This window comes from Paraburkholderia sp. BR14374 (assembly GCF_040948685.1).
GTDB lineage: Bacteria > Pseudomonadota > Gammaproteobacteria > Burkholderiales > Burkholderiaceae > Paraburkholderia > Paraburkholderia youngii.
The window spans coordinates 61,437-87,792 of the sequence record NZ_JBFPKF010000022.1 but is presented as its reverse complement, the minus strand read 5'-3'; the positions used below and the strand labels follow the sequence as shown (position 1 = coordinate 87,792).

Here is a 26,356-nt window from a genome sequence, read left to right as displayed (position 1 = left end):
ACTGGCGCCCGCTCGTCGACGGCATGCTCGCCCGTCTCGTCGCCACGGGCTTGCGCGCGCGCCTGTCGCAGGATCCGCCGGTCGTCGGCGCGGACAAGATCACCCTCGACTTCGTGCAAGGCGCGCCGGTCGCGACGCTCGCCAGCGAGGACGGCCTGCCCGTCATTCCGAGTGTCGCCGCCGCGAACCTCGACACGACGATGGCGAAGGCCAACGAGGTGATCCAGAAAATCGACGATCTTCCGATCCGGCAAACCGGCGAACAGGTGCGCAGTATCGCCGCGCATATCAACGCGCTCAGTTCCTCGCCGCAAATCAAGGACAGCCTGACGCACATCGATCACTCCGTCGCGCAGATCGATCACACATTGCAGCAGGTCTCGCCGCAAATCGGTCCGCTCGTCGCGCAACTGCGCGACACAGCGAACGCGGCGGATCGCACCGTTGCCGCGGCGAACCGTACGCTAGGCGGCGATGCGTCGAGCCAGAACGACCTGCCTGCCGCGATGCAGGAGCTAACGGACACCGCGCGCTCGATTCGGGCACTGGCCGACTATCTGGACCGCCATCCGGAGGCGCTGATCCACGGCAGGCAGCAGGAGATTCAATGATGACGAGGTCCACGCTTCGCATCGGACGCGCCGTCGTGGCATCGCTCACGACGAGCGTCTGGACGGCGGCGCTTGTCGTCTGCGTCGCCGCGATGACGCTCGCCGGATGCGGGCACAGCATGCCGACGCGCTATGTGACGTTGAACCCGATGCCCGCCGACGCCCCGCCAGCCACGGCGCCGATGCCGCCGATTCAACTGACCGCCGTGCACATTCCCGCGGTGCTCGATCGGCTCGAAGTCGTCACGCTGGCTTCGCAGAACCGTCTCACGATCGACGATACCGACCGGTGGGGCGCACCGCTCGCTCAAATGATGCGCAAAACGCTTGCCGAGGACTTGCTCACGCGGCTGCCCGCCGGGTCGTTCGTCGTGCCGGATGCGCCCGCGCCACCAGGCACGCGCAGGCTGGTCGTCACCGTGTTGAACGCGACGGCCAACGCGAGCGGCACGCTGACCTTGCAGGCGGAGTGGACCCTGTTGAACGGGCATTCGGATCAGGCGCCGCTGCGGCAGCAAGTGACGCTCGATTCTGCGATCGACGGACACGATGCGCTCGCGCAGGCGGCCGCGTTGAGCCGCATTCTCGCCGACCTGGCCGACCGGATCGCGGCGTCGGTCGTCGCGCATTGACCGAAGCGGTCTAGTTCGCTTCTCGGTCGATCACTGGGTACCGGTACCGCCTTTCATTGCGGAAATCCGGTCGAAACGCTGCTCGACGACGCGTGTTCCCCATTGCTCCCCTTCCGATTCGTCGCTCAGCCGAAAGCCGAACGACTCGTACAGATGACGCGCCGCGTCGAGCCCCTGGAAAGTCCATAAATAGGTTTCGTCAAAGCGCTCGTCGACGAAACGCATCGCATGCGCCAGCAATTGCCGCCCGATCCCGGAGCCGCGCAAGGAATCGTCGACGATGAACCAGCGCAAATGCGCGACACGGGTGCCGCTATCCCCATCGATCACGACAGACGCGAGCGTGCGGCCGTTTTCGACGTAGAGCCAAAGCCCTTTCCCTTCTGCCGGCAATGCGCCCGCGAACTCCGCCAGTTCCGTCGCGACCTTCTTTTCGAAGAATGCGCCGAAACCCCAGTGCTGCGCGTAATAGCGCCCGTGCAGACTCGCGATATCGCCGATACAGCCCGGTTGGTAGCCTTCCACGATTCCCGCGGACCCCGCTTCCGTCGCAGGAAGCTTGCTGACCTCGCCATGCGCGAGGGCGTCCGCATAAAGCGCGAGAGAACGGACCAGCGCCTGCTGGTCGGCGGGAACCATGCGCCGCAGCGCGCCGGACACGCGATCGGTCGCGAACCGGTCGATCTTCTTGCGCAGCTTCTGACCTTCGGCCGTCAGGTACAACTCGGAAGAACGGGCATCGTCGGCGCAGACCGTACGCTCGACCAGTCCGCTCGCTTCGAGCTTTGCGATCTGCCGGCTCGTATTCGATTTGTCGAGCCGCAGGATGGTCGCGAGATCTTTGGCGCTGATGCCCGGCGACATGCCGATCTCGATTACCGCATGCACGGCAGAGGGCGCCAGATCGCTGTCGGCGAGCGTCGCGCGCATGAAACCAAGTTCGCGAACCAAGCGGCGGGAAAACTCGCGCAGTTCGAGAATCGTCGTGTCGCGAGGCTTGGCGGGGGCTTCGATCAGATCCATGATGGCGCTCACATATCAGTTGCGTTGCGCAATCAATATAGTTGCGATCACGCAACTTAAGCAAACGCTAAGTCGCACTCGGAAACGTTGCAACGCAGCATCGAACCCGGCTTGCTTTTGCGTACAACCTCATCGATAGTGCCGCTCTTCCATCATCCGCCTGACGGTCAACGCCAACGGCACGGTGAAGAAGATGTGCGACATGAACCCGCCGATAATCACGGTCGGGTCGAAATAATCCGGATGGTTATCCGACGCGATCATGATCGCGGCATGCATGACGATCCACGCAAATACCGCGTAGAACAGCGCGACCAGCGTCGCTTCATAGCCGCGCCGCCGGAAGTACGGCCAGATCGCGGCGAACAGCACGCCCCACGCGATCGCGAAGAAAAAATGAATGCCGGTGCCGACGATATACGCCCAGATGCCGAGCGACGCCTGCACGTCTTTGCCGAACACGAGCCCCGTCGCATTGCGCGGAATGCCGGCAAGCGGCATCAAATGCTGAGCGCCGACCCAGACGAGCGCTTCGTAAATCCAGATCACCACGGCGCCGACCAGGCCGCCGATCACGCCCGCGCGCAACATCCCCCCGCGTTCGAGTGCACCGGACTCCGCGAGTCTTAGCCGCCGGTCCAAATCCCCTTCGCTGACGCCGAACTTGCCGACCATCTCTACTCTCCTCGAAATGGACTACACATCGGAACTTCAAATCGGAATGCCCAGCGGACAATGCTGCTTCGTTGCGCGCCTTCGATGCCCGGCCTTTAAACGGCGTCGGGTACCTGGCGGGTCTTCAGAAACTCTTCGAGCGTTTCACCACGCATGCTCGCGTACACGCCGAGATTGGTGATCTTCACCACGCGCGCGAACTTCTCGAGCACGAAGAAAGACACCCCATAGCGGATCAGACCGATCCAGTCGGTGTTGTCGACGAGCGCGCGCTCTTCCGGCGTCAAGCCGGCCGCATCGTAAGCGGCGGTGCGATTTTCGAGCCACAGCGCGCGCGCCGACGTTTCGCGCATCTGCCAGAAAAAGCGGTTCAGGCGCATCGCCTTCATGCTCTGGCGGATATCGAACGGATACGTGCCGGTCAATTCTTCGACGCCAACCAGTTGCGGATTCATTACGCCACCTCTCCTTCGTAGATCGTCACGGCCATCGCGGTGCTGGTCGCAAGGTAGTAGCTGCGATGCAACTCGCGGACCTTCTGGCCGAGCGCGCCGCGCATCGCGAGCCACATGATCGTCTCGACGCTTTCGGCGCCGCCGAGGCGCACGTAGTCGACGTGCTTCATCCTGGCAAGACGCTCCGGATCGTTGACGATCAGGTCGAGGAACTCCATGTCCCATTCGGTGTTGTTGAAGCCGCTGCGCTCGCCATGCACCTGGTGCGACAGCCCGCCCGTGCCGACCACCACGACCTTCAGATCCTGTTCGAACGATTCGATCGCGCGACGCAGCGCCTGGCCGAGCCGGTAGCAGCGATTCGCGGTGGGCAGCGGATACTGCAGCACGTTGACTTCGAGCGGCACCAGCGACAGCGGCCAGCCGCCCTGATGCGGCAGCATCAGCGAGAGCGGCGAATTGACGCCGTGATCGAGCGCGCGGTCCTGGAAGACGGTCAGATCGAACTCGTCGGCGACCAGTTGCTCGACGATATGGATCGCCAGATCCGGGTGGCCGGCGATGTCCGGCAACGGACGCTTGCCCGCGCCTTCATCGGCGAATTCGTGATTGGGCGACACGCCGAGCGCGAAGGTCGGATAGCAATCGAAGAAAAAGCTGTTCGCGTGATCGTTGTAGAACATCACCATCACGTCGGGCTTCTGCTCGGCCAGCCACTGCGCCACCGGTTCATAACCCTTGAACATCGGCGCCCATGCCGGTTCATTCTGCTTGCCCTTGTCGTACGCCAACCCGATCGTGGGTACATGGGACGTGCCGATACCACCAATGATCCTTGCCATATTCGTTCTCTTCCGTCACTTCGTGCTGCTGCCAATCGGATAGGTCGCCTGGCTTACCGCGCTAGTCACCGCGACCGTCTTGGGATACAAAGATAGAAATTGTGCCTCGATACGTGAAGTACGGGTATACCTCGAGTTGTGCCGGAATGATGGGTAAAAACCCGGTAAGCGGGCACCCGGCGAGTCGATGAACCCCTGCGCGACCCACGCCGCACAGGGCTCCCTCGGTATCCCAAGCCCGTGCGGCGTGCCTTCCGCGGCCTCCTCTCGCTCCGGCACACGATAAATAAAACAGATGACCCGGAAAACAACTCGCAACGCACTGTTTCAAGGCTTGGAGCGGTGCTGCACGCGTGGCTATACTGCGGTGCTTCCGACGAGCGACGAAACGATGAACGAGACGACCCAGCAAGCGATTGTGCAGACCTTACGCGAGAAGATCCTGTCGGGCGAATTGTCGCCCGGGCAGCGGCTCGTCGAAGCGCAGCTTGCGCAATGGCTCGGCGTGTCGCGCACGCCGCTGCGCTATGCGTTGAGCGTGCTGTCCGCGGAAGGCCTGCTCGATCGTTCGGGCTCGCGCGGCTATGTGGTGCGCCGCTTCAGCGTGCGCGACGTCCTCGATGCGATCGACGTGCGCGGCGTGCTCGAAGGGCTCGCCGCGCGCTCGGTCGCCGAAAACGGCGTGAGCCCGGCGCTCGCCGCCGCGCTCGAGGAATGCCTGCGCGAAGGCGACGAAATCTTCGAGCAAAAGCATCTGCAACCCGGCGACGACGTGCGCTACGCGCAGATGAACGGCCGCTTTCATGCGCTGATCGTCGAAGCGGCGCAGAACCAGGCGATCACGGCCGCGCTCAGCCTGAACGACAAGGTGCCGTTCGTGTCGCCGTTCACGATCGCGTTCGACGAAGCCGCGCGCGAGCGTCAGTTCATGATGCTGATGTACGCGCATCGCCAGCATCACGCGATCGTCGACGCGCTGAAGCATGGCGAAGGCGCGCGCGTCGATGCGTTGATGAAGGAGCACACGCATATCTCGAAGGAAAGTCTGAATTTGTCGCTGCCATCGTTGCATCTGATCGCGGGCGCGGCATGAGCAACGACGCACTTTCCGCCGAAGCCAGCCAGGCGGCCGCCAAAGAGCCGCTGTCGGTCAGCAGCAAGGACCTGCTCAATCTCGCGCAATTGCGCGCCTTCCGGCTCGTCGCGGACATGGGCAGCGCGACGCGCGCGGCGGCCGCGCTGTTTCGCGCACAGTCGGCGGTCACGCGCTCCGTGCAGGAACTCGAGTCGGCGCTCGGCGTGCCGCTGTTCGATCGCGGTCCTTCGGGCATGCTGCCCACGCCGGTCGGCCGCGCGGTGCTGCACCGCTGCGAGCGGATCTTCGCCGAACTCGAAGAGCTCGCGCAATGGTGCGCCGCGCGACAGACGCGCCGCCGGCCCGTATCGGAGGGCGCATTGCCCGCGTACCTGCTCAATACGCGGCGGCTGCAACTGTTCGCGGCGCTCGCTCGGCATCGGCATATGCCGAGCGCGGCAAAAACCTTCGGCATCAGTCAGCCCGCGGTGAGCACCGCGGTCCGCGTACTCGAAAGCGGCTCGGGACTGAGCCTGTTCCATCGCAGCCCGCGCGGCATCCTGCTGACGGCCGAGGGCGAAACGTTCCTGCTGCACGTACGCCGCGCATTGAACGAACTACGGCACATCCCCGACGATATCGCCGCATTGCACGGCAAGATTCAGGGCTCGGTGACGGTCGGCGCGTTGCCGCTCGGACGCACGCTGATCCTGCCGAAGGCGATCGCGCGAATGACCTCGGAAAATCCGGGCGTGCGCGTGGTCACCGACGAAAGCGCGTACGAGACGCTGGTGGCCGGTCTGCGCGCCGGCGACATCGACTTCATTCTCGGCGCGCTGCGCGACAACGACGCGACTAGCGGCCTGAAAAACGAGCGGCTGATGTCGGAAAACATGGTGGTGCTGGTGCGCCGCGGTCACCCGCTGACTCAAGTGCACAATCTGACCATCATGGGTCTGCGCGACGCGCAATGGATTCTGCCGCGCAGCAACGCGCCGGCGCGTGCGCTGTTCGAAACGCAATTCAGGCGGATGAAAGTGAAGCCGCCTTTGCCGACCGTCGAAACCGCCGACCTCGCGGTGATTCGCGGGCTGCTGCTCGGCACCGACATGGCGGCGGCGTTGTCGGCGCAGCAGCTGCATCACGAGGTTCAATCCGGGCAACTGGTGGTGCTCGACGTACCGCTGCACAACACGCGGCGCGAGATCGGCCTGACGATGCGCGCGGCGGGTACGCCATCGCCGGCCGCACGGGCATTGATCGACGCGATCCGGCTGTCGGTCGTCGATGTGACGCGCACGGTCAGCATCGGCGCGACCTGAGCGTTGCCATCGATCAGTTTGCTCAACTGTTTCTGTCCGGGTCCGGCAGGCTGTCGAAAAACGCGCGCCCTTCGCGGCCAATCCGCACCGAGTATGCCGCCCGCTTCGCGAAGCCGATGAATGAGATGCGCGTGAGTAGCACTTCTTCATAAACCTGCGAAGACATGCACCGTGCTGGATCACCGCGCAACGAAGCGTGCCAGTTCCGCTGTGAATCCCATGCGGAAAGAGCATAGCGAATGACGCGTAAATGAAGCATCGCCGTATCATCTTCGGCGGCAATTCTCCGACAATAGAAGAGCGCTCAAGTCACCACGCCAAGCCTCATCGACACCCGGAGAAAACGTAATGAACAAACGCCAGTTCCTGACCAGCGCCACGGTGCTGGGCGCGGCGGTCGCGCCCGCATTCGGCGCAAAGCGTGAGCACGCCGAATGCGCGCCGTCTCCAGTTGTCCTGACGATCTCCGGTGCGATCAGGAACAGCAATCGCGGCGCGCTCAATCCGGCTTTCGATCAACTGCTGGCGAAGCACCAGGTGAAGTTTTTGCAAGCGTATGGCGTCGATCTGCCGTTGCTCGCCAGCATGAAATCCGTGACGATCCATCCGACGATCGAATACGATGCGCACCTGCATACGTTCAGCGGCCCGCTGCTGACCGACGTGCTCGCGCATATCGGCGCACCGGATGCAGGCAGTACGCAAATCGTCATGCACGCGGTCGACGGCTACGCGGTGCAGACGACGCTCGACAAGGTGCGTGAGTATCACTTCATCGTCGCGACGCAAATGGACGGCAAGCCGCTGGCGCTCGGTGGCGTGGGGCCGTTATGGGCGATCTACGACGCGGATCAGATTCCCGAACTCGCGGCCAAGCCGCTGAAGGACCGCTTCGAACTGTCGCCGTGGGGCCTGTATCACATGCAGCTCACCGAGGCGTCATAGCGCGCCGCCGAATCGCTCGACGCACGCCTGCCGTACGCGCTCGACCGAGCTCGCCCAGTCTTCCCCTGGCGCGCGCCGGAACAGACGCAGCGTGTGCGGATACCACGGCGAATCGTCGCGCTCGTGCATCCAGCGCCAGTCCACATCTCTTTCGGGCAGCATCACCCAGCACGGCTTGCCGAGCGATGCGACCAGATGCGCGATCGACGTATCGACGCAGATCACCAGATCGAGTTGCGCGACGATCGCCGCGCTGTCCGCGAAGTCCGTCACGCGCGCGCCCAGATCGAGCAGCGGCTGCGCGAGCGGCGGATTGCGTGCTTCGTCCTCGCCTTGCCCCTTCTGCAAGCTCACGAAATTCAGGCCCGGCACGCTCCACAGCGCCGCGAGCGTGGCGAGCGACCGCATCGACCGATTCGCGTCGTTGTGATGCTTCGCGTTGCCCTTCCAGACCAGACCGATCCGGTGGCCGGACGGCAGCGCGTCGAGCGCGGGGCGCCAGTGTTCGATGAGCGCGGGCTCCGCGCTCAGTCGCGCGGGGCGCGGAAGCGTATCCAGCGTCGTGCGTAGATGCAACGGCACGCTAAGCGGACTGGTCCAGCAATCGTAGGTCGCGACGCGCGTGAGCGCTCCGTGGTGGTCGAGCACCGCATCGACGCCATCTACCTTCGCGATCAGCCGATGCAACGCCGGCGCACACGCAAACGCGATATGCGCGGCCCCAAGCGCCTTCAGCAGCGGAACATAGCGGCTGAATTGCAGCATGTCGCCGAGGCCGTCTTCCTGCCACAGCAGCACCGACTTGCCCGCGAGCGGCTCGCCTTGCCATTGCGGACACCTGAGCATCGTCTGCGACTGTCGATGAACGAAATGGGGCTGCTGATAGCGGCACTCGAAGAGTGGCCAGCCCTCGTCGAAGCGGCCGAAGCCGAGCAGCAACACGGCCAGGCCGAAACGCGCCTCGGCATAGTCGGGTTTTAATGCAATCGCCCGCCGATACGCGCTTTCTGCCTCGGCAAAGCGCCCGAGTTGGGTCAGCGCATTGGCAATGTTCGAGTGAGCCTCGGCGAGTTGCGGCGACACCGCGAGCGCGTGCTGGAACGCGTCGAGCGCTTCCGGAAAACGCTCGAGCACGCGCAGCACGCAGCCGAGATTGTTGTGCGCATGGGCAAGCAGCGGTTGGCAGCGAATCGCGTCTCGGTAAGCCTGCCCGGCTTCCTCGTAACGCTCCTGCCTGAACAGTGCCACGCCGAGGTTGTAATGCGCCTCCGCATAATCCGCCCGATGCGCGAGCGCTTCGCGGTACGCCGCCTCGGCCTCGCTCACGCGATCGAGATCGACGAGCACCGCGCCAAGATTGAGATGCGCTTCCGCATAGTCAGGCCGGATTGCGATTGCAAGCCGGCAAGCCATCTCCGCTTCCGCGAGACGCTGGGTCGCTTTCAGCACGCCGGCAAAATTATTGAGCGCCTCCGGATATTGCGGCTTCAGCGTCAGCGCTTCGCGATACGCGGCGTCCGCTTCCGCGAGACGCCCGAGTTCCATCAGCACGCTGCCGAGGTTGTTGTGCAATTCGGCTTGGTCACGCAAGCCGCGCAATGCATGACGAAAAGCCGCTTCTGCTTCCTGCGGGCGTCGCAGTTCGCGCAGCACGATGCCGTGGTTGTAATGCGCTTCGGCGTGGTCGAGGTGAATCGTCACCGCCTGCCGAAACGCCGCCTCCGCTTCGGCACGATAACCGAGCCCGTAAAGCACATTGCCGAGTTGATAATGCGCGTTCGCGTCGAGCGGGCGCAGCGCCACCAATCGCTGATACGTCGATTTCGCGGCCGACAAGCGGCCGAGCGAACTGAATAGCGAGCCGAGGCTCGCGTAGACGTCCGCGTAATCCGGCTTCAGATACAGGCACTGGCGCCAATAGTTCTCCGCGTCCGTCCACTGACGCAGCGCGAACGAACACGCACCGGCAATATTCAACGCATCGGCCCGCTGATCGTTCGGCAAAGTGGCGTTTTCGAGCAGCGGCGCGACGAGCGGCAACGCGTCGGCGAACTGTCCGGCCGAACATAGCGCCACGGCCCGCTGGTTGATGTCGGCGATCGAAGAAGCAGGCGTCTGCGTGAGTGTCATGTGTCGGGGTGATGTTTCAGTGGCGCGGTCGTGCGGCGGGTGCGCCGCTGTTGCGCTGTTGATTCGATACGCGCACCTTGCGCGCTTGCACAGCATAGGTGTTTCACCTCGACCTCAGCGCCCCGAACTAAGCGCTTTTTCACCGTCTAATCCGCCGCTACCTGACATTACGAATGAAAGGATCGTGCGGTGATGCTAGAATCGCCCCCGTCTGTTCTTCGACGCTCATGACTCGACGCTCCCGCAACCACCTGACCGCATGGCTTGGCCTCGTCGCCATGTGGCTCGTCGTGTTCGCGCCGCTCATCAGCCAGTTGCTCGAATCGGGCCGCGGCCACGAGCCGATTGCCGTGCTGTGTTCGGCGCTTCATCCGACCGGCGCGAGCGTTATCAGCGATGCGAGCGTCGTCGCTCAAACCAGTCCCGCCCCCGTGCATCTGAGCCACGACGATGCATTCGGCGCCTGCGGATACTGTCATCTGCTCGAACATCACGTCGCGATGCCGACGCTCGCCGTCGCCGAGCTGCCGCCCGCGCTGCCGCTGGCCGGCACCGCGCCGCCCACGCTGTCCACCCGCTTTACGCCGCTGGGCGCGTTCCCGTCGGGACGTCCGCGCGCGCCACCTGTCGTTTCCTGATCGCTGCCGGTTCTGATCGCGCCTTCGTCGCCCACGTCGACGAAGCCTGCGATCACCTGTTCAATGCATCGAGGAAACGCTCATGTTCAACTTCGCGCTGCGAAGGCTGTCTTTTTGCGTCCGTCGTGACGCTGTCTGTTCCGCTCATCGCGCGGCTCGCCGTTCCGTTCGTTGGCCCGCGCTCGTGCCTGCTTTCGTGCCGGCTTTGGTTGCAACACCCGCGCAGGCCGCCGACGCGGATGCGACGCTGCCCGCTGTCAGCGTCAATGCAAGCGCAAGTGCGAGCGCCGCACCGCGCGCCGTCGACCCGAACCTGCCCGCCTCCATCGAAACCGTCACGCGCGATCAGTTCGCGAACTGGAACGTCGTCAACACCGAGGACGTGCTCAAGTACCTGCCGAACCTCGCGGTACGCAAGCGCTTCATCGGCGACCTGAATTCGATCATCGCGGTACGCGGCACCAGCAATACGCAGAGCGCGCGCGGCCTCGTCTATGCGGACGGTTTGCTGCTGAGCAACCTGCTCGGCAATAGCTATTCGTTTCCGCCGCGCTGGTCTATGGTGTCTCCCGACGAAATCCAGCAAGTCGACGTAATCTACGGGCCGTTTTCCGCGCTGTATCCTGGCAACTCTTTAGGCGCGACGGTGCTGATCAGCACGCGCATGCCGAAGCAGTTCGAGGCCACAGCCGACGTCAAGGCATTCACGCAGCACTTCAGCCTGTTCGGCGTGAACCAGAGTTTCAACGGCAGCGAAGCGAGCGCGTCGCTCGGCGATCGGATCGGCAAGTTCTCGTACCTGCTCGGCGTCAATCATCTCGAGAACACGAGTCAGCCGCTGCAATTCGCGACGCTCGCGCAATCGACCACGCCCGCGAAGGCCGGCGACACGCCCGTCACCGGCGCCCATTTCTACAACAACCAGACCAATACGCCGACGGCCGTGCTCGGCGTGAACGGCGAAGGCATCGAGCACACGGTGCAGGACCAGCTCAAGCTGAAGATGCAGTACGACTTCACGCCGACGCTGCAGGGCGGCTTCACGCTCGGCTACTGGCACCGGACCTACAACAGCGAAACATCGACGTTCCTGCGCGACGCGGACGGCAACCCGGTGTACAGCGGCAACGTGTCGATCAACGGCTACCACTACACGATTCCGGCGGCAGCGTTCGCCCCGAGTCTCGGACACAGCGAGAACTGGCTCTACGGCGTGTCGCTGAAAACGCGCAATGCGACCGGTTGGAACGGCGAGGCGATCGCGTCGTATTACGACATCGGCAATAGCGTCGCACGCATCGCGAATGCCGGCGGCCCGGGCAATGGCCCCGGCACCGTGCTGTTCGGCGACGGCACCGGCTGGAAGACGCTGGACCTGCGCGGCACCTACACGCCCGCGACAAACGAGGCGGGGCTGGCCAATCACGCACTGAGCTTCGGCTACCACTACGACAACTACTTCGTCGACAACCAGACCTACAACACGCTAGCTTGGCGCGACGGCGACGCGGCCTCGTTCGCCAACGCGTTCACCGGCAAGACTCAGACGCAAGCTCTTTATGCGCAGGACGCATGGCGCTTTCTGCCGCGCTGGAAGCTCGTCTACGGCGTGCGCTATGAAGACTGGCAAGCCTACGACGGCGCGCAGTCGCTGCCCGGCACGACGATCGCGTACAGCGACGCCAGCCAGCGTCACTTTTCGCCGAAGGCGTCGCTATCGTTCGATGTCAGCGACGATCTGACCTTACGCGCGTCGATCGGTCGCGCTTATCGCTTTCCGACCGCGAGCGAACTGTTCCAGGGGCAAATCAATGGCTCCGCGATCGTGAACAACAATCCGCATCTGCAACCCGAAGACGATCTGTCAAAAGAACTGAGCGCCGAATGGGCGCACTGGAATGGCGTGTTCCGCTTGTCGCTGTTTCAGGACGACGTGAAGAACACGATCTTCAGTCAGACCGACACCACCGTGATCCCGAACGTGACGAACTTCCAGAACATCGGCAAGGTTCGCTCGCGCGGCGTCGAAACGAGCTATTGGGGCGAAGACGTGTTCGTGCGCGGACTCGATCTGCTCGCGAGCGTCGCGTACACGCAGTCGAAGATCCTCGAAAACGCTCAGAATCCGGCCTCGGTCGGCAAGTACTTTTACCGCATTCCGCTGTGGCGCGCGAATCTTGCCGCGACGTATCACTTCGACGCGCGAGCGGCGCTGACGCTCGCCGCGCGTTACTCAGGCCGTCAGTACAACACGTTGACGAATACCGACACGAACCCGAACGTGTTCGGCGGCACCAGCACCTACACGGTCGCCGACGCGAAGTTCACGTTCAAGCCGACGAAGCTCAGCGAACTCGGCATCGGCGTCGACAACCTGTTCGACGCGCGCTACTTCGTCTACCACCCGTATCCGGGCCGCACGTTTTATGTCGAAGCGAAGCTGCGTCTCTGAGTAACCCATCGCCCCATTTGCCCGACGAGGATTTCATGTCCACGACTCCAACCGCCGAACCCGTACGTGCGCAGAGCGGTACGGCCGCTGCCGCCGCCAGCGGCCCCGCACATCCAGGCTATAGAACACTGTGGCGCTGGCATTTTTATGCGGGCCTCTTCGTGATGCCGTTTCTGCTCGTGCTCGCCATCACCGGCACGCTGTATTGCTTCCAGCCGCAAATCGAACCGCTGCTGTATCGGCAGCAAATGGTCGTCGCACCGCAAGCGGTGCCGAGACTGCCCGACAACGTGCTGCTCGCGCGAGCGCGCGCGGCGATGCCGCCCGGCTCGGTCGCGACGACCGCCGTGATTACACGCGATCCGCAACGCAGCGCCGAATTCGTGTTTCGGCTCGCGGACGGCACGCAGCAGAGCGTCTATCTGAATCCATACAACGGCGATGTGCTGGGCACGCTGAGCGTCGAGCGTCGCTTGATGCACGTGGATCGCATGATTCACCGCAAGCTGCTGCTCGGCAAGCCCGGCGAGCTGCTGATGGAACTGGCCGCGTGCTGGACGCTCGTGATGATCGGCACCGGCATCGCGCTATGGTGGCCGCGCGGCAAAACGACCGCGCGCGCTGTGCTGCTGCCGCGCCTCGCGCTGAAAGGACGTCCGCTATGGAAAAGTCTTCACGCAGTGATCGGCATCTGGCTCGCGCTGGGCGCGCTGGCGTTCGTATGTACCGGTCTGCCGTGGACCGCCTCATGGGGCAAGCAGTTCAAGGCGTTTGCGACCGCGACGAAGCTTGGCGCGCCGCCGGGCGCGTGGGGCGGTTTGCCATTGCGCTCCATCGTGCCAGGAGCGCAATCAGAACAGGTCGACCACGCGAGCGGCACGAGCGCGCATGCCACGCATGCCGACATGGACTCGATGCCCGGCATGGTGATGGACGATCTGCCGTTGCCGCTGACGCCGTGGGCCGCGGGCAACTCCAGCGTGCCCTCTTCCTCGAACAGCGACGCGGCACAGCCTCTATCGCTCGGTCATATCGTTGCGCTCGCCGCGTCGCTCGGCATCTCGGACGGCTACAGCATCGTGCTGCCGAATTCCGCAACCGGCGTCTACACGCTTTCCTGGTTCCCCGCGAATCCGCGAGACGAACGCACGCTGTACGTCGACCAATACAGCGGCGCGATCCTGAAGGACATTCGCTACGGCGATTACGGGGCGATCGCGAAGGCCGTGTCGTACGGCACGTCGCTGCATATGGGGCGCTACTTCGGCGTCGCGAATCAGATACTGTGCGCGGCCATTTCGCTCGGCCTTGCCGCGCTCGCTGTGACCGGCTTCGTGATGTGGTGGAAACGCCGGCCGCAACGCTCGCTCGGCGCGCCGTCGCGCGAGCGCGCCGCGCCGCCGATGCGTGGCTGGAAAGCCGGCCTCGTGCTGCTCGGCGTCGTGTTCCCGCTGATGGGCGCGACGCTCGTCGCGGTTTGGCTGCTCGATCGGCTGGTCTTCGGCCGTGGCTCGCGACCGGAATTGAACGAAGTCGCCTGAAGCCAGGGCAAGCCGCGTCAGGCTCCGCTTGCGCTTCACGAGCGTTTACGATACATTTTGCTCGTTTATGATCGGTTTGCACCGAAACGGAGAGGAGACCCATGCAGCGAACCCGGGAAGAAGCGATCAACGGGCTACTACCGGAGCAGCGCGAAGCGCTGATTCTGGAGCGATTGCGCACGCATGGTCGCGTGCTCGCGGCCGAGCTTGGCGCCGAGCTGCAGATCTCCGAGCACACGGTGCGTCGCCATCTGCGCGATCTCGCGGATCAAGGCCACTGCAAGCGGGTGTATGGCGGTGCGCTGCTGATGTCGCCAGCAGACAAACCCGCGGCGCTGCGCATGCACGAGGCCGTCGATCGCAAGGCACGCCTTGCCGCGGCGGCCGTGTCGATCGTTCGTCCGAAGCAGATCGTGCTGCTCGACGCGGGTTCGACGAACGTCGCGATCGCGGCGGCGCTGCCCGACAACGCCGGCCTGACCGTCGTCACCAATTCGCCCGACGCGTGCGCGCGGCTGCTGAACCGACCCGGGATCGACGTGATACTGATCGGCGGCCGCATCGCCGGGGGCGCGGCGGGCTCGCTCGGCGCGACCGCGCTACTGCAGGTCCAGCAGATCCGCGCGGATCTCTGTTTTCTCGGCGCCTGCGCCTTCGATCCCGACGAAGGCGTCGCCGCATTCCACGCTGAAGATGCAGAACTGAAACGCGCGATGGTCAAAGCGAGCGGCCAGATCGCCATCGCGCTGACCTCGGAAAAGCTGATCACGGCGGCGCCGTTCGCGGTAGCGCCGGCTTCGTCGGTCGATTATCTGTTCGTCGAAGCGGACGTACCGGGCGCGCGAATCGCGAGCCTCGAGGCCGTCTGCGATAACGTGATGGTGGCACGCCCATGAACTCACTCGTCAGGGAACGCATCGCGACGCTCGCCGTCTTTCTCGCCAACGGTTTCGGCATCGGCGCATGGGCGGTCGAGGTGCCGCGCATCAAGGAAAGCCTGGCGCTTAGCGACACCTCGCTCGGCATCGCGCTGTTCTGCTTCGCGCTCGGCGCCATCGTTGCGATGCCGCTCGCGGGACAGCTCGCGCCGCGCGTCGGCAGCGGCCGCGCCACCGCGCTGCTCGGCGCGGCATTCGCGATCGCGCTGCCGTTGCCCGCGGTCGCGCCCGGCATGCTGACGTTGTGCGTGGTGCTGTTTGCGCTCGGCGCGTCGAATGGCGCGCTCGACGTGTCGATGAACGGACATGCGAGCGCGATCGAAACACGCTGGCGCGCGCCGATCATGTCGTCGTTTCATGCCGCGTGGAGCGCGGGCGGCCTGCTTGGCGCGGCGGGCGGCGCGATGCTGCAGAAAGGCGGCGTCGGCGTCCTGGGCGGGCTGCTCGTCCCCGATCTGTTCATTGCGGCCCTGATCATTTTCGCTGCAGGGTTTGCGCTACGCGATATCGGTCCGCGCGCGGCCGCCGCGTCGAGCGGCTTCGCATGGCCCGACAGCGCCGTGATGAAACTGGCGCTGCTCGCGTTCATGTGCATGCTCGTGGAAGGCGCGGTGGCCGACTGGAGCGCGGTGTACCTGCGCTCCACGTTGAATCAGGAAGCGAGCATTGCCGCGATCGGCTACTCCGCGTTCGCGCTTTCGATGGCGGCGTGCCGGATAGCAGGCGACGCATCGGTGCGACGCTTCGGCTCGAGCAAGGTCGTCGCGCTCGGCGGTCTGATCGCGTTCGCCGGACTCGCGCTGGTGCTGAGCCTGCCGACGGTGCTGACCGCCTGCGTCGGCTTCGCGATGGTCGGCATCGGTCTCGCGAATATCGTTCCGGTGATTTTCAGCGCGGCAGGCCGTTCGAGCGCGACGCCGGCGATCGGCGTGTCGATGGCGGCCACGTTCGGCTATGCGGGCTTTCTGGTCGGGCCGCCGCTGATCGGTTTCGGCGCCGGCGTGCTCGGCTTGCGCGCGGCGTTGGGTGTGCTCGTCATGGCCACGCTGATCGTATCGCTGCTGGGCGGCAAGGCGGTGCGCGGCGCGCAACCCGCTTAGCCAGTGCTATTTCGCTTTCTTGTCGAGCACGGCAAGCGGCTTGCGAACGGGTAACGCATCGCGTCCCGCATGCTGACCCAATGGCCAGCTGAACGCGCCGAGCAGTGAGCTCGGCTGCGTGCCATCGTCGAGACCGGTGGCGGGCCACTCGTGTTTCGCGGGCACCCAGCGCGTGCCGAACACGTGATCCCACATCGGCAATAGCTGCGTGAAGTTGTGATTGAGATGCTCGGCGCGAATCGAGTGATGCAAACGGTGATACTGCGGATTGTTGACCCACGTGACGTAGCGGCCGAGGTCCACGCGCAAATTTAGATGCGCGAAGTAGTTGCCGAACATGAACACGATCGACGTCGCACCGACGATCCACGGCTCGACCTTGAACAGTACCCCGACGAGCGGATAAAGCAGGCAGCCCTTGATGAGCACTTCGATCCAGTGATGCCGCAATGTGATCGTCACGTTGAAATCCACCGCGCTATGGTGCAGCGAATGCAGCTTCCACAAGATGGGCCACGTGTGCTGCAAGCGATGAAACGCGTATTCGAGGCAATCGATCGTCAACAGTACGATCACGAACGAAGCGAGCGCGCCCCACCCGTGCGACACCAGCACCACCATGCCGCCGCCGAGTGCATTCACGATCGCGACGCTTGCGGCCGCGGTCAGCGGCTTGGTGGCTTCAACCAACGCCAGATACAGGCCCGCGTACGCCATGTTCAGACGCTGCCCTGCGCGCGATTGCAGCAATGCGGCCGGCCAGCGGCGCTCGAGCAACGCGCCGAGTCCCATCATGACCAGCACGAGCGCATAGCCTTGCAGCCACAGGCTCGCGTGGTGCAGCAATGCCGGAAACGGGCTCGACGCTAACATGGCATTCCCTGATGCAGCGGCTGCATACCGTGTAGAGGAGCGTTAGCATGATCTTCGCAGTCCGCTGGTCCGCGCGCAAGCGCCCTTTCGCTCGGGCCGCCGCGCATTCGGCTGCACCCGCAAGCACGGAAAAAATGGCGGGGTCATCGCTTCACGCCGTCACGATCGCGAGCGGACGTTAAATACAGCCGTATCGTCCGCTTGCGTCGTCGTTGTTTGTCGACATCCGTTTGGTGGTGGCCCCGCCGTACTTCGCATGTTGCGCCAGGCTCCCCGAGCGCGAATCGCGAAGACGTTTGCTGCCGTCGGCATTTGTTCACTGCGTGAAATTCCGGCTGCAACATGTGTAGTTCTTGTGCCGGACTTATTGCAACGGCTATGCCATGCTGGGACAAAGCGTTGCCACGTATGGACGGATGCGTACCGATGCACTTTGAGGCGGCCCTGATCGCACGCAATGCATCGGAAATGAAACGCCGCGCGAATGTTCCGACGAGTTCGTGCTTGTGCGCACACGTCGTTCGACGCGCGCGGGAATACCCGAACGCGGATTGACAGGTCAAGGTTTGCGACACGTATCGGCCAGGATCGCCGGAGCGCGATGCGACGAAAGAGTACCTGGGTCAGGCGGACCGGCGTGTCGCAAAGTTGAGACGACAAATGGCTTACAGCAGCGCGGTCAATTGCGCGACCCGCAACTCGAACTGCCGCAATTCATCGGCGGCAAGCGCCTTCTTCTGCGGTAGATCGACCTTGAGCGGGTCCTGCGGGGCCGAGTCAAGACAACGAAGCAAGCATGTTCGATAGACGCCGGACATGGGCCTTGAATGCGTCGCTCGTTTCGCGGTTCGTGGTGGGATTCAGATGCGAGCTTTCGGCGAGTTCCGCCTGCTCGTGAAAATCGTTGGCGATTTTGCGCTTGATGTCGTCAGGCAGCGACCGCACGATGGAGACCAGCAAAGCCTCTTCGGCATGCAGCATGCCGAGAATCGAATGTGTGTCCATACGAGAACCTCCGGGGGGAACATCGTCGGTGCCGGCCGGCAGTGGCGTCGGCGCTCTTCATGTTACCCCGTTGATTCCGCGTCGTCGGACGTTCGCGTCACTCGGCGATCGAATAGCGCGACGGACGGGCGCGCGGCTGTTGTATCTCACGCTCGACGCGCGGACTTGCGCCGCGGATGAACAGGACCGCGCAAAACGCGACCATGGCCCAGATGCAAAGAAAGACGGTCAAAGCGCTCATGTCAGCTTCCGGAACTTCGGGACTGCGGGTTAGTACGGTGTTGCTGCCGCGTTCGCCGTCAATGCAGCGTGGAGCGCTCGGGCGCACCGAACAGCAGCTCATCGATCAGGGCGGTGGTGAACGTCAGCTGCGTTTCGAGCGATTGGCGCGCGGCTCGCGCACCCGCTTCGTCGCTTCGGGCGACCGCCGCGTGTGCCTGCGTGGCGAGACGCAGGATGGCTTCGGAACCGCGTTGCAGTTCGCGCATTGCGATGTCGTCAGGACCCGGCGTCGGCTGATCCCATTCCGAGGTGGTGAGTTCAGGCAGGTCGGCGTCGAACCGGCGGGGCTTGTTGTGACGGGAAGACATCCGGGGCTCCTGACGGAAAAGCGCGATATACGCGACGGGACGAACTCAGTGTGCGCCGCCCCCCGGCGTTTCAATTCGCCGAACAGAAGCCGAATCTGAAGCTAATCCGGGGGCTTCGAGAAAAACGAGGGTTTTTACCGGGCAATCAGCGCTGACGGGCCGCAAATCCCGTCGCCGGGGCGTCGGAATTTGCGGCAGCGGTAGGAAAACGTCTAGCTTGTGGAAGCGGAAAAGACTCGAGCGGCCTTAAGCTGCCGGAACCACGTCGATGCGCAATGCCTCGCCGCCGGCGGCAATCGCCAGCAGGTGATCGACGTTCGGATGGGCGCCCGGACGGTTGCGCGCGTCGGCCGTATGCTCGGCGAACAGCGCGAGGCCGTGTTCGGCCGCCTTCGCGTCGAGCGTGCCGAACGCGCCGCGCAGGTAGTTGTACACCGCGAGCGAGCCCTGCTTGCCCGGTTTGTTCTCGATGCTAGCGACCACGGCACCGCTGCCGTTGACCAGATCGATGCGTGCGATGCCGTCGATTGCCGGCATTCTGGCGAGATTTTCCTTGAAAACGTTGCTCGGTTCGATCATTGAAACCACTCCTTCCGTTCTAAAAATGCATGGCGGGCCGTATCTTATCCGATGGGCGGCGAGCGGGTGAATCTGCGGCGCGACCTGGTTTTCCCAGCGAATGTTTCGCACGGGCCATGACCTCGACAAACCAGAGATAGGGGTAGCAGCAATACCGGTAGTAGAAGTTGCGTTGTTAAGGTGCGGTATTGTGCGCGGCCGAATCCGCGCTCCAATCCAATCGGAAACTCTTCACGCAATATGCGGTAGAACGTTCCGCGTCAGTGGAAATCGTTCACGTGTTGATGGATAAGCCAGCGGGCGGGCAGCAATCGAGCACGAAAAAAGCCCGCTTGCGCGGGCAACCCTTCTCTGCGCAGCATCGCCACGCGCCAACATCTTCACCCCTTCGTCGCGCCAAACGTCAGTCCCGCGACAAAATGCTTTTGCATCGCGAAGAACATCATCACCGATGGCAGCGCCGCCAGAATCGATCCCGCCGAAACGAGATTCCACGCGGTCGTCCACTGCCCTTTCAGCGCGGCCACGCCGACCGTGATCGGCGCAGCGTCATCGCCTTGCGTCAGACACAGGGCCCAGAAATAGTCGTTCCACACGAACGTGAACACGAGGATCGCCAACGCCGCGAGCGCAGGACGAATCAGCGGCAGCACGATCCTGAAGAACACGGTCCATTCGTTCGCCCCTTCGATGCGCGCCGCCTCGACCAGTTCGAACGGCAGCTGCTTGATGAAGTTGCGCAGAAACAGCGCGCAAAAGCCGGTTTGGAACGACACATGAAACAGAATCAGCGCGCTCACGGTATTGAACAGCCCGAGTTGCAACGACAGATCGCGCACCGGAATCATCAACACCTGGATCGGCACGAAGTTGCCCGCGACGAACGTCGCGAACAACGTCGAATTGCCACGAAAGCGATAGATCGCCAATGCAAAGCCCGCCATCGCCGCGAGTGCGATCGAGCCCACTACCGAAGGCACCGTGATCAGCATGCTGTTCCAGAAGTAATGCAGCATCGGCGACGTCGTCAACGCCTCGCGATAGTTATCGAACATCGCAAAGTGCTTCGGCCATCCCCAGTAGTTGCCCTCGCTCAGTTCTTCGGTCGAACGCACGGACGTGATCAGCACCGCGATCATCGGCAGCAGCCAGATCACGAGTGCAATCGGCAACGTCAGTTTGTATGCACGGCGCGTGGCCGGCTTCCATTTGTCGATCGGAATCGGAAACATCAGCGGCTCCTTATTGCTCGGCGCGCAGCATCCGCCGCAGGTGATAGACGATGTACACGAGCATGATGCCGAACAGCACCACCGCGATCGCCGCCGAATAGCCGATGCGGTAATACTTGATTGCCTGGTCGTACATGAAGTAGGCAAGCACCGTCGAGCTTTCGAACGGACCGCCGCCCGTCATCACCGAAATCAGATCGAAGCTGCGCAGCGCGCCGATGATCGTCACGACGATCGCCATGAACGTCGTGGGCCGCAACTGCGGCAGGATCACATGCCATAGCATCGACCAGCCCTGCGCGCCTTCCATTCGCGCGGCTTCGATCTGCTCGGCGTTCAACGTGGTCAAGCCGGTCAGATAGAGAATCATGCAATACGCGGTTTGCGGCCACAGTGCCGCGAACACGATGCCGAAGGTCGCATAGCGCGGATCGCCGAGCACCGGCACGCCGCGGCCGAGCATCATCGCGAGCAGGCCGAAGGTCGGATCGTAGAACCACGAAAAGATCAGCCCGACCACGACGCCCGACAACACGAACGGTGCGAAGAACAGCGACTTGACGATCCGAATGCCCGCCACCGCCTGGTTCAGATACAGCGCGACGGCGAGCCCCATTGGCGGTGCGAGCAGGAACAGCACGAGCCAGATCAGGTTGTTCCTCAGCGCCGTATAGAACGTCGGCGTATGGACCAGCTCGATATAGTTCGCGAGACCGATGAAGGTCGGCTCGGTCATCCCGTCCCAATTGAAGAAGCTCAGGCGGATCGTCGAGAGAATCGGCCATACCACGTACACGGCCACCATGAAGCAGGCCGGCGCGAGAAACAGGAACGCGGCGCGCCGCTGCCGCCGCGCGGTCGGCGTCGGGCCGCGCCGGCGCGACGCGACGGGTGCGCCGCCCAGCGCCCCGCCCGGCGCGGGCAAGCTCGACCCACCGGATTCAACAGGACCGTCGACGCTATGACGGCTGACGGAATGCGACACGATCAATCTCCCGATCCGATCTGATACAACGCGATGCGTCGGACAGCGGCCTTGCGGCCGCCGCCGCTCACTTCTTGTAGATACGCTGACGCGTCTGCTCGAGCTGCGCGAGGATGTCGTCGAGTTTCGACGGATCGGAGACGAACTGCTGCATCCCCTTCATCCCTTCGTCGGCCATTTCCTTCGTCATGTCGCGATCGTAGAACTGCGCGATACCGCCCTTCGTATTCGACAGGATCTGGAAACCGATCTTCGAAATCGGTTCTTCAGGCTCCGGCGATTTGCTATTCGCCGACAACGAGCCGAGCCCCTTTGCGAGTTGTTCGCCGATCTCGGGCGTCGCGACGAAAGCAAGGAACGTGTGCGCATCGGTCTTGTTCTTCGCCTTCGACGGAATATGCAGCGATTCGACCGGCCCATCTTCGGCGGTCGGCACCTTGGAGTCGATGATCGGGAACTGGAAGTAGCCCATTTGCGGCTTCACGTTGTCCGGAAAACCGGCCGCAATGAACGTCCCCATCAGCATCATGGCCGCCTTGCCCTGGAACAGGAACGGCTGCACCGCGTCGAGATCGTAGGACAGTGAATTGTTGATGAAGTAGCCGTCGTCGATTAGCTGCTTCCATGTCGTATAGACCTTCTTCACACGCGGATCGGTGTACGGAATCTCGCCGGCCATCAGCTTCTGATGGAACGCGTTGCCGTTCAGACGCAGATCGAGATAGTCGAACCAGCCGGCGAGCGTCCAGGCGTCGCGGCCCGCCACCGCGATCGGCGTAATGCCGGCGGCCTTGAGCTTTTTCGCGGCGTCAAGAAACTCGTCCCATGTTTTTGGCTCGCCCTTGATGCCGGCCTTCTCGAACAGATCCTTGCGATAGAACATCCCCCACGAGTAGTACACGGTCGGCGCGGCATACTGCTTGCCCTTGTACGACGATGCTTCCTTCGTCGACGCATACATGCCGCTCCAGCCGTTCTTCTGCCAGTCGCCACTCAGATCATCGAACAGACCACGCTGCGCGTAATAGGCCATCCGTTCGCCGTCGTGCCAGTTGACGATATCGGGTGCGACAGTCGAAAGCCAACCCGGCAACTGAACCTTGTAGGCCTCCTCGTCGATGAACGACACCTTCACGTCGACATCGGGATGCGCCTTCTTGAACTCGTCGACCACCTGCTGCCACACCGCGCGCTGGCTCGCGCCCTTGTACGCGATGTTCAGCGCGAGTGTGCCCGCCTGTGCGGTGCTGACGACGGAGGTCCCCGCGGCGACCGCGGCCAGCGCGAGCGCCAAAAGAATCTTGCCTGGTTTCAGTTTCATCCTGACTGTCTCCTTTATGCCAAGGTTTTTGCGACGTTGTCGCTTCTGTTTCGAATGACTGCGTGGAGTTGCTACGACTGGACTTCTATTACGAGCGGTAGATCGCTACACCTTGCGGCGCCAACTCGCGTGAACCTATCACGAAAGCGTCGTCGGGAATGTGGTCGAGCGTGCGGGCTTGATCGCCATAGTTGAACACATAGGTCAGCGCGCCGCGTCGGCTGATGCGCACGCTGTCGCCGAGCGCCTGCGTTTCGAGGCCCGCTTCCTGTGCGATCTGCGCGAACAGATGCACCGTCAACGCGTCGTCGAACAGGCTCGCGAGGTAGTGGAACGCGCCGCTTCGCACGTACGCGGGATGACCGTCCGCGAAACGCGCGCGCACGTCGAACGAGGATGATGCGTCGCTGTCGATGAAATCGCGCCAGTGTCGCGCGAAGCCATCGGCGGCACCGCCCTGCTGTTCGAGCACTACCGCTTCGGTCACGTTCGGTCGCATCGATTCGACACGCCACACCCGCAGCGGCAACACCGACGTCAATGCGCCAGGCGGCAGATTCGCCGGAATCCGCAGGTCGCGCGTCTTCGATCCAGTACGTGGGCCGAGCACGACTTGCGCGCCCGAGCGTGCGAGACGTTCGGCGAAATCGTCGGGCACCATCGGCAGCGGCGGCACGACGACGAGGCTATAGCCATCGAACGATGCATTGGCCGGCACGACATCGACGTCGAGTCCGAGCGAGCGCAAAGCCGAGTAGTACTCGAACGCGAAGCGCGGATAGTGAAAATCCGCGCCCTGCGGATGAATCTCGAACAGCCACTTCGCTTCGTAGTCGTAGACGAGCGCGACTTTCGAGCGGATCGACGCATTCGCATCGGCATTCGCGGCGAGCACCTTGTGAATTTCCGATGCCACCTGCGAGGCTTCATTGCCGCCGACGTCGAGCCGGTTATCGGGCGTATTGAGCCCCGCATGCATCTGCTCCTGCGCGAACGGCGCCTGACGCCAGCGGAAATACGACACGCAGCCAGCGCCGTGCGCGAACGCTTCCCAGCTCCACAGCCGCACCATGCCCGGCAGCGGTGCCGGGTTCCACTGCGCCCAGTTCACCGGCCCCGGCTGCTGCTCCATCACCCACAGCGGCAGCTTCGACATACCGCGATACACGTCGTGATTGAACGACGCGAAATCCGGATGACCGGTACGCAACCAGCGCGCCTTGAGGTCCGGCGCGAACCACTGTTCTTCGAGCGCGCCGAGCGGATAGCTGTCCCACGTCGCGACGTCGAGATCGGCCGCGACCTTGTAGTGATCGAACTCGGTGAAAAGCTGCATGAAGTTGTGCGCGACCGGCCGGCCCGGCGAATGCGCGCGAATGATCTCGACCTGCATGCGGTTGTAGCGCGCCACTTCGTCGGATGCGAAGCGCCGGTAGTCGAGCCGATGCGACGGATGCGCCTCGGTCACGGTGCCGACCGGCGCGTCGATTTCCTCGAAGCCGCGGTACTCCATGCTCCAGAACACCGTGCCCCACGCTTCGTTCAACGCCTCGATCGTCTGATAACGCGCCTTCAGCCACTCGCGAAAGCGTGTGACCGCGGCCGGCGAATAGCTGACCACCGTGTAATGACAGCCGAATTCGTTATCGGTCTGCCAGAAAGCGACCGCCGGATGCTTGCCGTAGCGCTCGGCCACCGCCGTGCAGATACGACGCGACGCCTCGAAATACGCGGGCGACGAGAAGTCGTAATGACGCCGCGAGCCGAACGCGCGTGGGCGTCCATCGGCGCCGACCGGCAGGATATCCGGATGACGATCGATCAGCCACTTCGGTGGTGTCGCGGTCGGCGTACACATGACGACTTTCAGGCCAGCCGCGCCGAGCACGTCGACGGCTCGATCGAGCCAGCCCCAATCGTATTCGCCGGGCGTCGGCTCGATGCGGCTCCACGCGAATTCTGCAATTCGCACCTGCTCGATGCCGAGCGCTTTCATCCGGCGCGCGTCGTCTTCCCACATCGACTCGGGCCAGTGCTCCGGGTAATAACAGACTCCTAAACGCATCCCTGTGTCCCCAATGTTCTTCAAGCGTAGTGTTCGACGGATTCGAGCGACGCGGCCGCGAAGCCGTCCTCGGTAAACAGATGACAGGCGGTACGCGGCACCCGCAGGCTCGCGCGATCGCCTGGGGCGAGGCGCGTGTTGCCCGGCGCCTTCGCGATCAGCACGGCCCCGCCGGGTTGATCGAGGTGCACGTAGCTGTGTTCGCCAAGCTGCTCGACGAGCGATACGGTGCGCGCGAGCACGCCGTCTTGCGACGCGGCCGATGCATCGACGAACTCCAGATGCTCGGGACGCACGCCGAGCGTGACCGGCTGCGCTGACTGCAAGCCCGCGCTGCTGACCGGCACGCGCACGTTCTCGCCGGTGTGATCGAGCGTGACGAGCACGCCGTGCACATCGAGCGAGGCCACCTTGCCCGGCAGGAAATTCATTCGCGGCGAGCCGATAAACCCGGCCACGAAGCGGCTTTTCGGGCGGTGATACAACTCGAGCGGCGCGCCGATCTGCGCGATGCTGCCGTAGCGCTCGGTGTCCTTGCCCGAATGCAGCAGCACGATCTTGTCGGCGAGGGTCATCGCTTCGATCTGATCGTGCGTCACGTAGACCACGCTCGCCTTCGCGAACTGCTTATGCAGGCGTGCGATCTCGACGCGCGTTTGTCCGCGCAAGGTTGCATCGAGATTGGACAGCGGTTCGTCGAACAGAAACACGCCGGGCTCGCGCACGATCGCGCGGCCGATCGCGACGCGCTGCCGCTGCCCGCCCGACAGCGCCTTCGGCTTGCGCTCGAGCAGTGCCTCGAGTTGCAGGATGCGCGCGGCTTCACGCACCTTGCGCTCGATTTCATCCTTCGGGGTCTTCGCGAGTTTCAGGCCGAACGCCATGTTCTCGAACACGCTCATGTGCGGAAACAGCGCATAGCTCTGGAACACCATTGCGACGCCGCGTTGCGCGGCCGGCACGTCGTTGACGATCTTCCCGCCGATCGACAGGTCGCCGTCGATCACGTCTTCGAGTCCGGCGATCATGCGCAACAGCGTGGATTTGCCGCAGCCCGACGGGCCGAGAAACACGCAGAACTCGTTTTCACCGATGTCCAGATCGACGTTGCGAATCACTGGGGCACCGTCGCCATACGCCTTCTGCACGCCTCGTAACGAAATGCTCGCCATTGCATCGACTCCGTGATTTAATCGGCGCGAAGTCGGAGATTAAGCGCTTAATCAGCGTGACCGAAAAAATCGACCGCAAGGCGATCGTTGGGTCTGTCTCCGATATCGTTTTGTACTTGGTTCGAGGGCAGATGTTGCCGCGCCTCGCGCCGCGA

General features: G+C 63.5%; 26 protein-coding genes and 1 pseudogene. 10 read left to right on the top strand and 17 right to left on the bottom strand.

Going from position 1 to position 26,356, the window contains the following annotated elements; all coding sequences use genetic code 11:
- A pseudogene (locus AB3X86_RS32685) lies at positions 1–611 on the top strand (mammalian cell entry protein); the annotation flags it as partial.
- Positions 608–1,243 (top strand): membrane integrity-associated transporter subunit PqiC, encoded by a 636-nt coding sequence (locus AB3X86_RS32680; protein ID WP_368599155.1) that lies wholly within the window; start codon positions 608–610, stop codon positions 1,241–1,243. The pseudogene AB3X86_RS32685 and the gene AB3X86_RS32680, both read left to right, overlap by 4 nt.
- A gap of 30 nt (positions 1,244–1,273) precedes the next feature.
- Here AB3X86_RS32680 and AB3X86_RS32675 read toward each other — a convergent pair whose 3' ends face one another.
- From AB3X86_RS32675 to AB3X86_RS32660, 4 genes are all read right to left on the bottom strand, one after another.
- On the bottom strand, positions 1,274–2,266 hold the full coding sequence (locus AB3X86_RS32675) for a GNAT family N-acetyltransferase (RefSeq protein WP_368599154.1): 993 nt from the start codon (positions 2,264–2,266) through the stop codon (positions 1,274–1,276).
- A 129-nt stretch (positions 2,267–2,395) separates the two neighbouring features.
- On the bottom strand, positions 2,396–2,857 hold the full coding sequence (locus tag AB3X86_RS32670; RefSeq protein ID WP_368599160.1) for a hypothetical protein: 462 nt from the start codon (positions 2,855–2,857) through the stop codon (positions 2,396–2,398).
- 179 nt (positions 2,858–3,036) lie between these two features.
- A complete protein-coding gene (locus AB3X86_RS32665; protein ID WP_368599153.1) occupies positions 3,037–3,396 on the bottom strand; it encodes a protocatechuate 3,4-dioxygenase in 360 nt (119 codons plus the stop codon).
- Positions 3,396–4,238: a gallate dioxygenase gene (locus AB3X86_RS32660; protein WP_176106501.1), complete on the bottom strand. Its 843-nt coding sequence runs from the start codon at positions 4,236–4,238 to the stop codon at positions 3,396–3,398. Before AB3X86_RS32660 ends, AB3X86_RS32665 begins: the two co-directional genes overlap by 1 nt.
- 391 nt (positions 4,239–4,629) lie before the next feature.
- Here AB3X86_RS32660 and AB3X86_RS32655 point away from each other — a divergent pair, with 391 nt between their 5' ends.
- The gene (locus AB3X86_RS32655) at positions 4,630–5,331 is read left to right on the top strand and encodes a GntR family transcriptional regulator (RefSeq protein ID WP_368599152.1); all 702 of its coding nucleotides are present in this window, start codon (positions 4,630–4,632) and stop codon (positions 5,329–5,331) included.
- Positions 5,328–6,635, top strand: coding sequence for a LysR family transcriptional regulator (locus tag AB3X86_RS32650; RefSeq protein ID WP_368599151.1), 1,308 nt, complete (start codon positions 5,328–5,330; stop codon positions 6,633–6,635). The genes AB3X86_RS32655 and AB3X86_RS32650 overlap by 4 nt, the downstream gene beginning before the upstream one ends.
- A gap of 22 nt (positions 6,636–6,657) precedes the next feature.
- On the opposite strand, the gene AB3X86_RS32645 is transcribed toward AB3X86_RS32650, so the two are convergent.
- A complete protein-coding gene (locus AB3X86_RS32645; protein ID WP_368599150.1) occupies positions 6,658–6,801 on the bottom strand; it encodes a hypothetical protein in 144 nt (47 codons plus the stop codon).
- 182 nt (positions 6,802–6,983) lie between these two features.
- Between AB3X86_RS32645 and AB3X86_RS32640 the strand changes: the two genes are divergently transcribed.
- Positions 6,984–7,580 (top strand): molybdopterin-dependent oxidoreductase, encoded by a 597-nt coding sequence (locus AB3X86_RS32640; RefSeq protein WP_368599149.1) that lies wholly within the window; start codon positions 6,984–6,986, stop codon positions 7,578–7,580.
- Here the strand turns inward: AB3X86_RS32640 and AB3X86_RS32635 are convergent.
- Positions 7,575–9,710 (bottom strand): tetratricopeptide repeat protein, encoded by a 2,136-nt coding sequence (locus AB3X86_RS32635; protein ID WP_368599148.1) that lies wholly within the window; start codon positions 9,708–9,710, stop codon positions 7,575–7,577. The genes AB3X86_RS32640 and AB3X86_RS32635 overlap by 6 nt on opposite strands.
- 227 nt (positions 9,711–9,937) lie before the next feature.
- Here AB3X86_RS32635 and AB3X86_RS32630 point away from each other — a divergent pair, with 227 nt between their 5' ends.
- The 5 genes from AB3X86_RS32630 to AB3X86_RS32610 all read left to right on the top strand — a co-directional run bounded on the left by AB3X86_RS32630 (position 9,938) and on the right by AB3X86_RS32610 (position 16,379).
- On the top strand, positions 9,938–10,348 hold the full coding sequence (locus AB3X86_RS32630) for a DUF2946 domain-containing protein (protein WP_368599147.1): 411 nt from the start codon (positions 9,938–9,940) through the stop codon (positions 10,346–10,348).
- Between the two features lie 82 nt (positions 10,349–10,430).
- Positions 10,431–12,800 carry a TonB-dependent receptor gene (locus AB3X86_RS32625; protein ID WP_368599146.1) on the top strand — a complete coding sequence of 790 codons (2,370 nt, stop codon included), beginning with the start codon at positions 10,431–10,433 and terminating at the stop codon, positions 12,798–12,800.
- Between the two features lie 35 nt (positions 12,801–12,835).
- Positions 12,836–14,341, top strand: a complete 1,506-nt coding sequence (locus tag AB3X86_RS32620; RefSeq protein WP_368599145.1) for a PepSY-associated TM helix domain-containing protein — start codon at positions 12,836–12,838, stop codon at positions 14,339–14,341.
- A 101-nt stretch (positions 14,342–14,442) separates the two neighbouring features.
- Positions 14,443–15,237: a DeoR/GlpR family DNA-binding transcription regulator gene (locus AB3X86_RS32615; RefSeq protein WP_368599144.1), complete on the top strand. Its 795-nt coding sequence runs from the start codon at positions 14,443–14,445 to the stop codon at positions 15,235–15,237.
- On the top strand, positions 15,234–16,379 hold the full coding sequence (locus AB3X86_RS32610; protein WP_368599143.1) for an MFS transporter: 1,146 nt from the start codon (positions 15,234–15,236) through the stop codon (positions 16,377–16,379). Before AB3X86_RS32615 ends, AB3X86_RS32610 begins: the two co-directional genes overlap by 4 nt.
- 6 nt (positions 16,380–16,385) lie before the next feature.
- Here the strand turns inward: AB3X86_RS32610 and AB3X86_RS32605 are convergent, their stop codons facing one another.
- The 11 genes from AB3X86_RS32605 to AB3X86_RS32555 form a co-directional block, all read right to left on the bottom strand.
- A complete protein-coding gene (locus tag AB3X86_RS32605; protein WP_152851520.1) occupies positions 16,386–17,252 on the bottom strand; it encodes a sterol desaturase family protein in 867 nt (288 codons plus the stop codon).
- Positions 17,253–17,917: 665 nt separating this feature from the next.
- Complete coding sequence (locus tag AB3X86_RS32600; protein ID WP_368599142.1) at positions 17,918–18,046, bottom strand: hypothetical protein; 129 nt, start codon at positions 18,044–18,046, stop codon at positions 17,918–17,920.
- Positions 18,030–18,257 (bottom strand): hypothetical protein, encoded by a 228-nt coding sequence (locus tag AB3X86_RS32595; RefSeq protein ID WP_176106509.1) that lies wholly within the window; start codon positions 18,255–18,257, stop codon positions 18,030–18,032. Before AB3X86_RS32595 ends, AB3X86_RS32600 begins: the two co-directional genes overlap by 17 nt.
- 97 nt (positions 18,258–18,354) lie before the next feature.
- Complete coding sequence (locus tag AB3X86_RS32590; RefSeq protein ID WP_368599141.1) at positions 18,355–18,498, bottom strand: hypothetical protein; 144 nt, start codon at positions 18,496–18,498, stop codon at positions 18,355–18,357.
- Positions 18,499–18,556: 58 nt separating this feature from the next.
- Positions 18,557–18,847 carry a hypothetical protein gene (locus tag AB3X86_RS32585; protein WP_368599140.1) on the bottom strand — a complete coding sequence of 97 codons (291 nt, stop codon included), beginning with the start codon at positions 18,845–18,847 and terminating at the stop codon, positions 18,557–18,559.
- Positions 18,848–19,093: 246 nt separating this feature from the next.
- Positions 19,094–19,426, bottom strand: a complete 333-nt coding sequence (locus tag AB3X86_RS32580; protein WP_176120234.1) for a DUF2322 family protein — start codon at positions 19,424–19,426, stop codon at positions 19,094–19,096.
- A 380-nt stretch (positions 19,427–19,806) separates the two neighbouring features.
- Positions 19,807–20,658, bottom strand: coding sequence for a carbohydrate ABC transporter permease (locus tag AB3X86_RS32575; RefSeq protein WP_368599139.1), 852 nt, complete (start codon positions 20,656–20,658; stop codon positions 19,807–19,809).
- Positions 20,659–20,668: 10 nt separating this feature from the next.
- Complete coding sequence (locus AB3X86_RS32570) at positions 20,669–21,643, bottom strand: carbohydrate ABC transporter permease (RefSeq protein WP_368599138.1); 975 nt, start codon at positions 21,641–21,643, stop codon at positions 20,669–20,671.
- 67 nt (positions 21,644–21,710) lie between these two features.
- Positions 21,711–22,964 carry an ABC transporter substrate-binding protein gene (locus AB3X86_RS32565; RefSeq protein ID WP_368599137.1) on the bottom strand — a complete coding sequence of 418 codons (1,254 nt, stop codon included), beginning with the start codon at positions 22,962–22,964 and terminating at the stop codon, positions 21,711–21,713.
- 88 nt (positions 22,965–23,052) lie between these two features.
- The gene (locus tag AB3X86_RS32560) at positions 23,053–25,029 is read right to left on the bottom strand and encodes a beta-galactosidase (RefSeq protein WP_368599136.1); all 1,977 of its coding nucleotides are present in this window, start codon (positions 25,027–25,029) and stop codon (positions 23,053–23,055) included.
- A gap of 20 nt (positions 25,030–25,049) precedes the next feature.
- Positions 25,050–26,201, bottom strand: coding sequence for an ABC transporter ATP-binding protein (locus AB3X86_RS32555; RefSeq protein WP_368599135.1), 1,152 nt, complete (start codon positions 26,199–26,201; stop codon positions 25,050–25,052).
- Between the last annotated feature and the right edge of the window lie 155 nt (positions 26,202–26,356).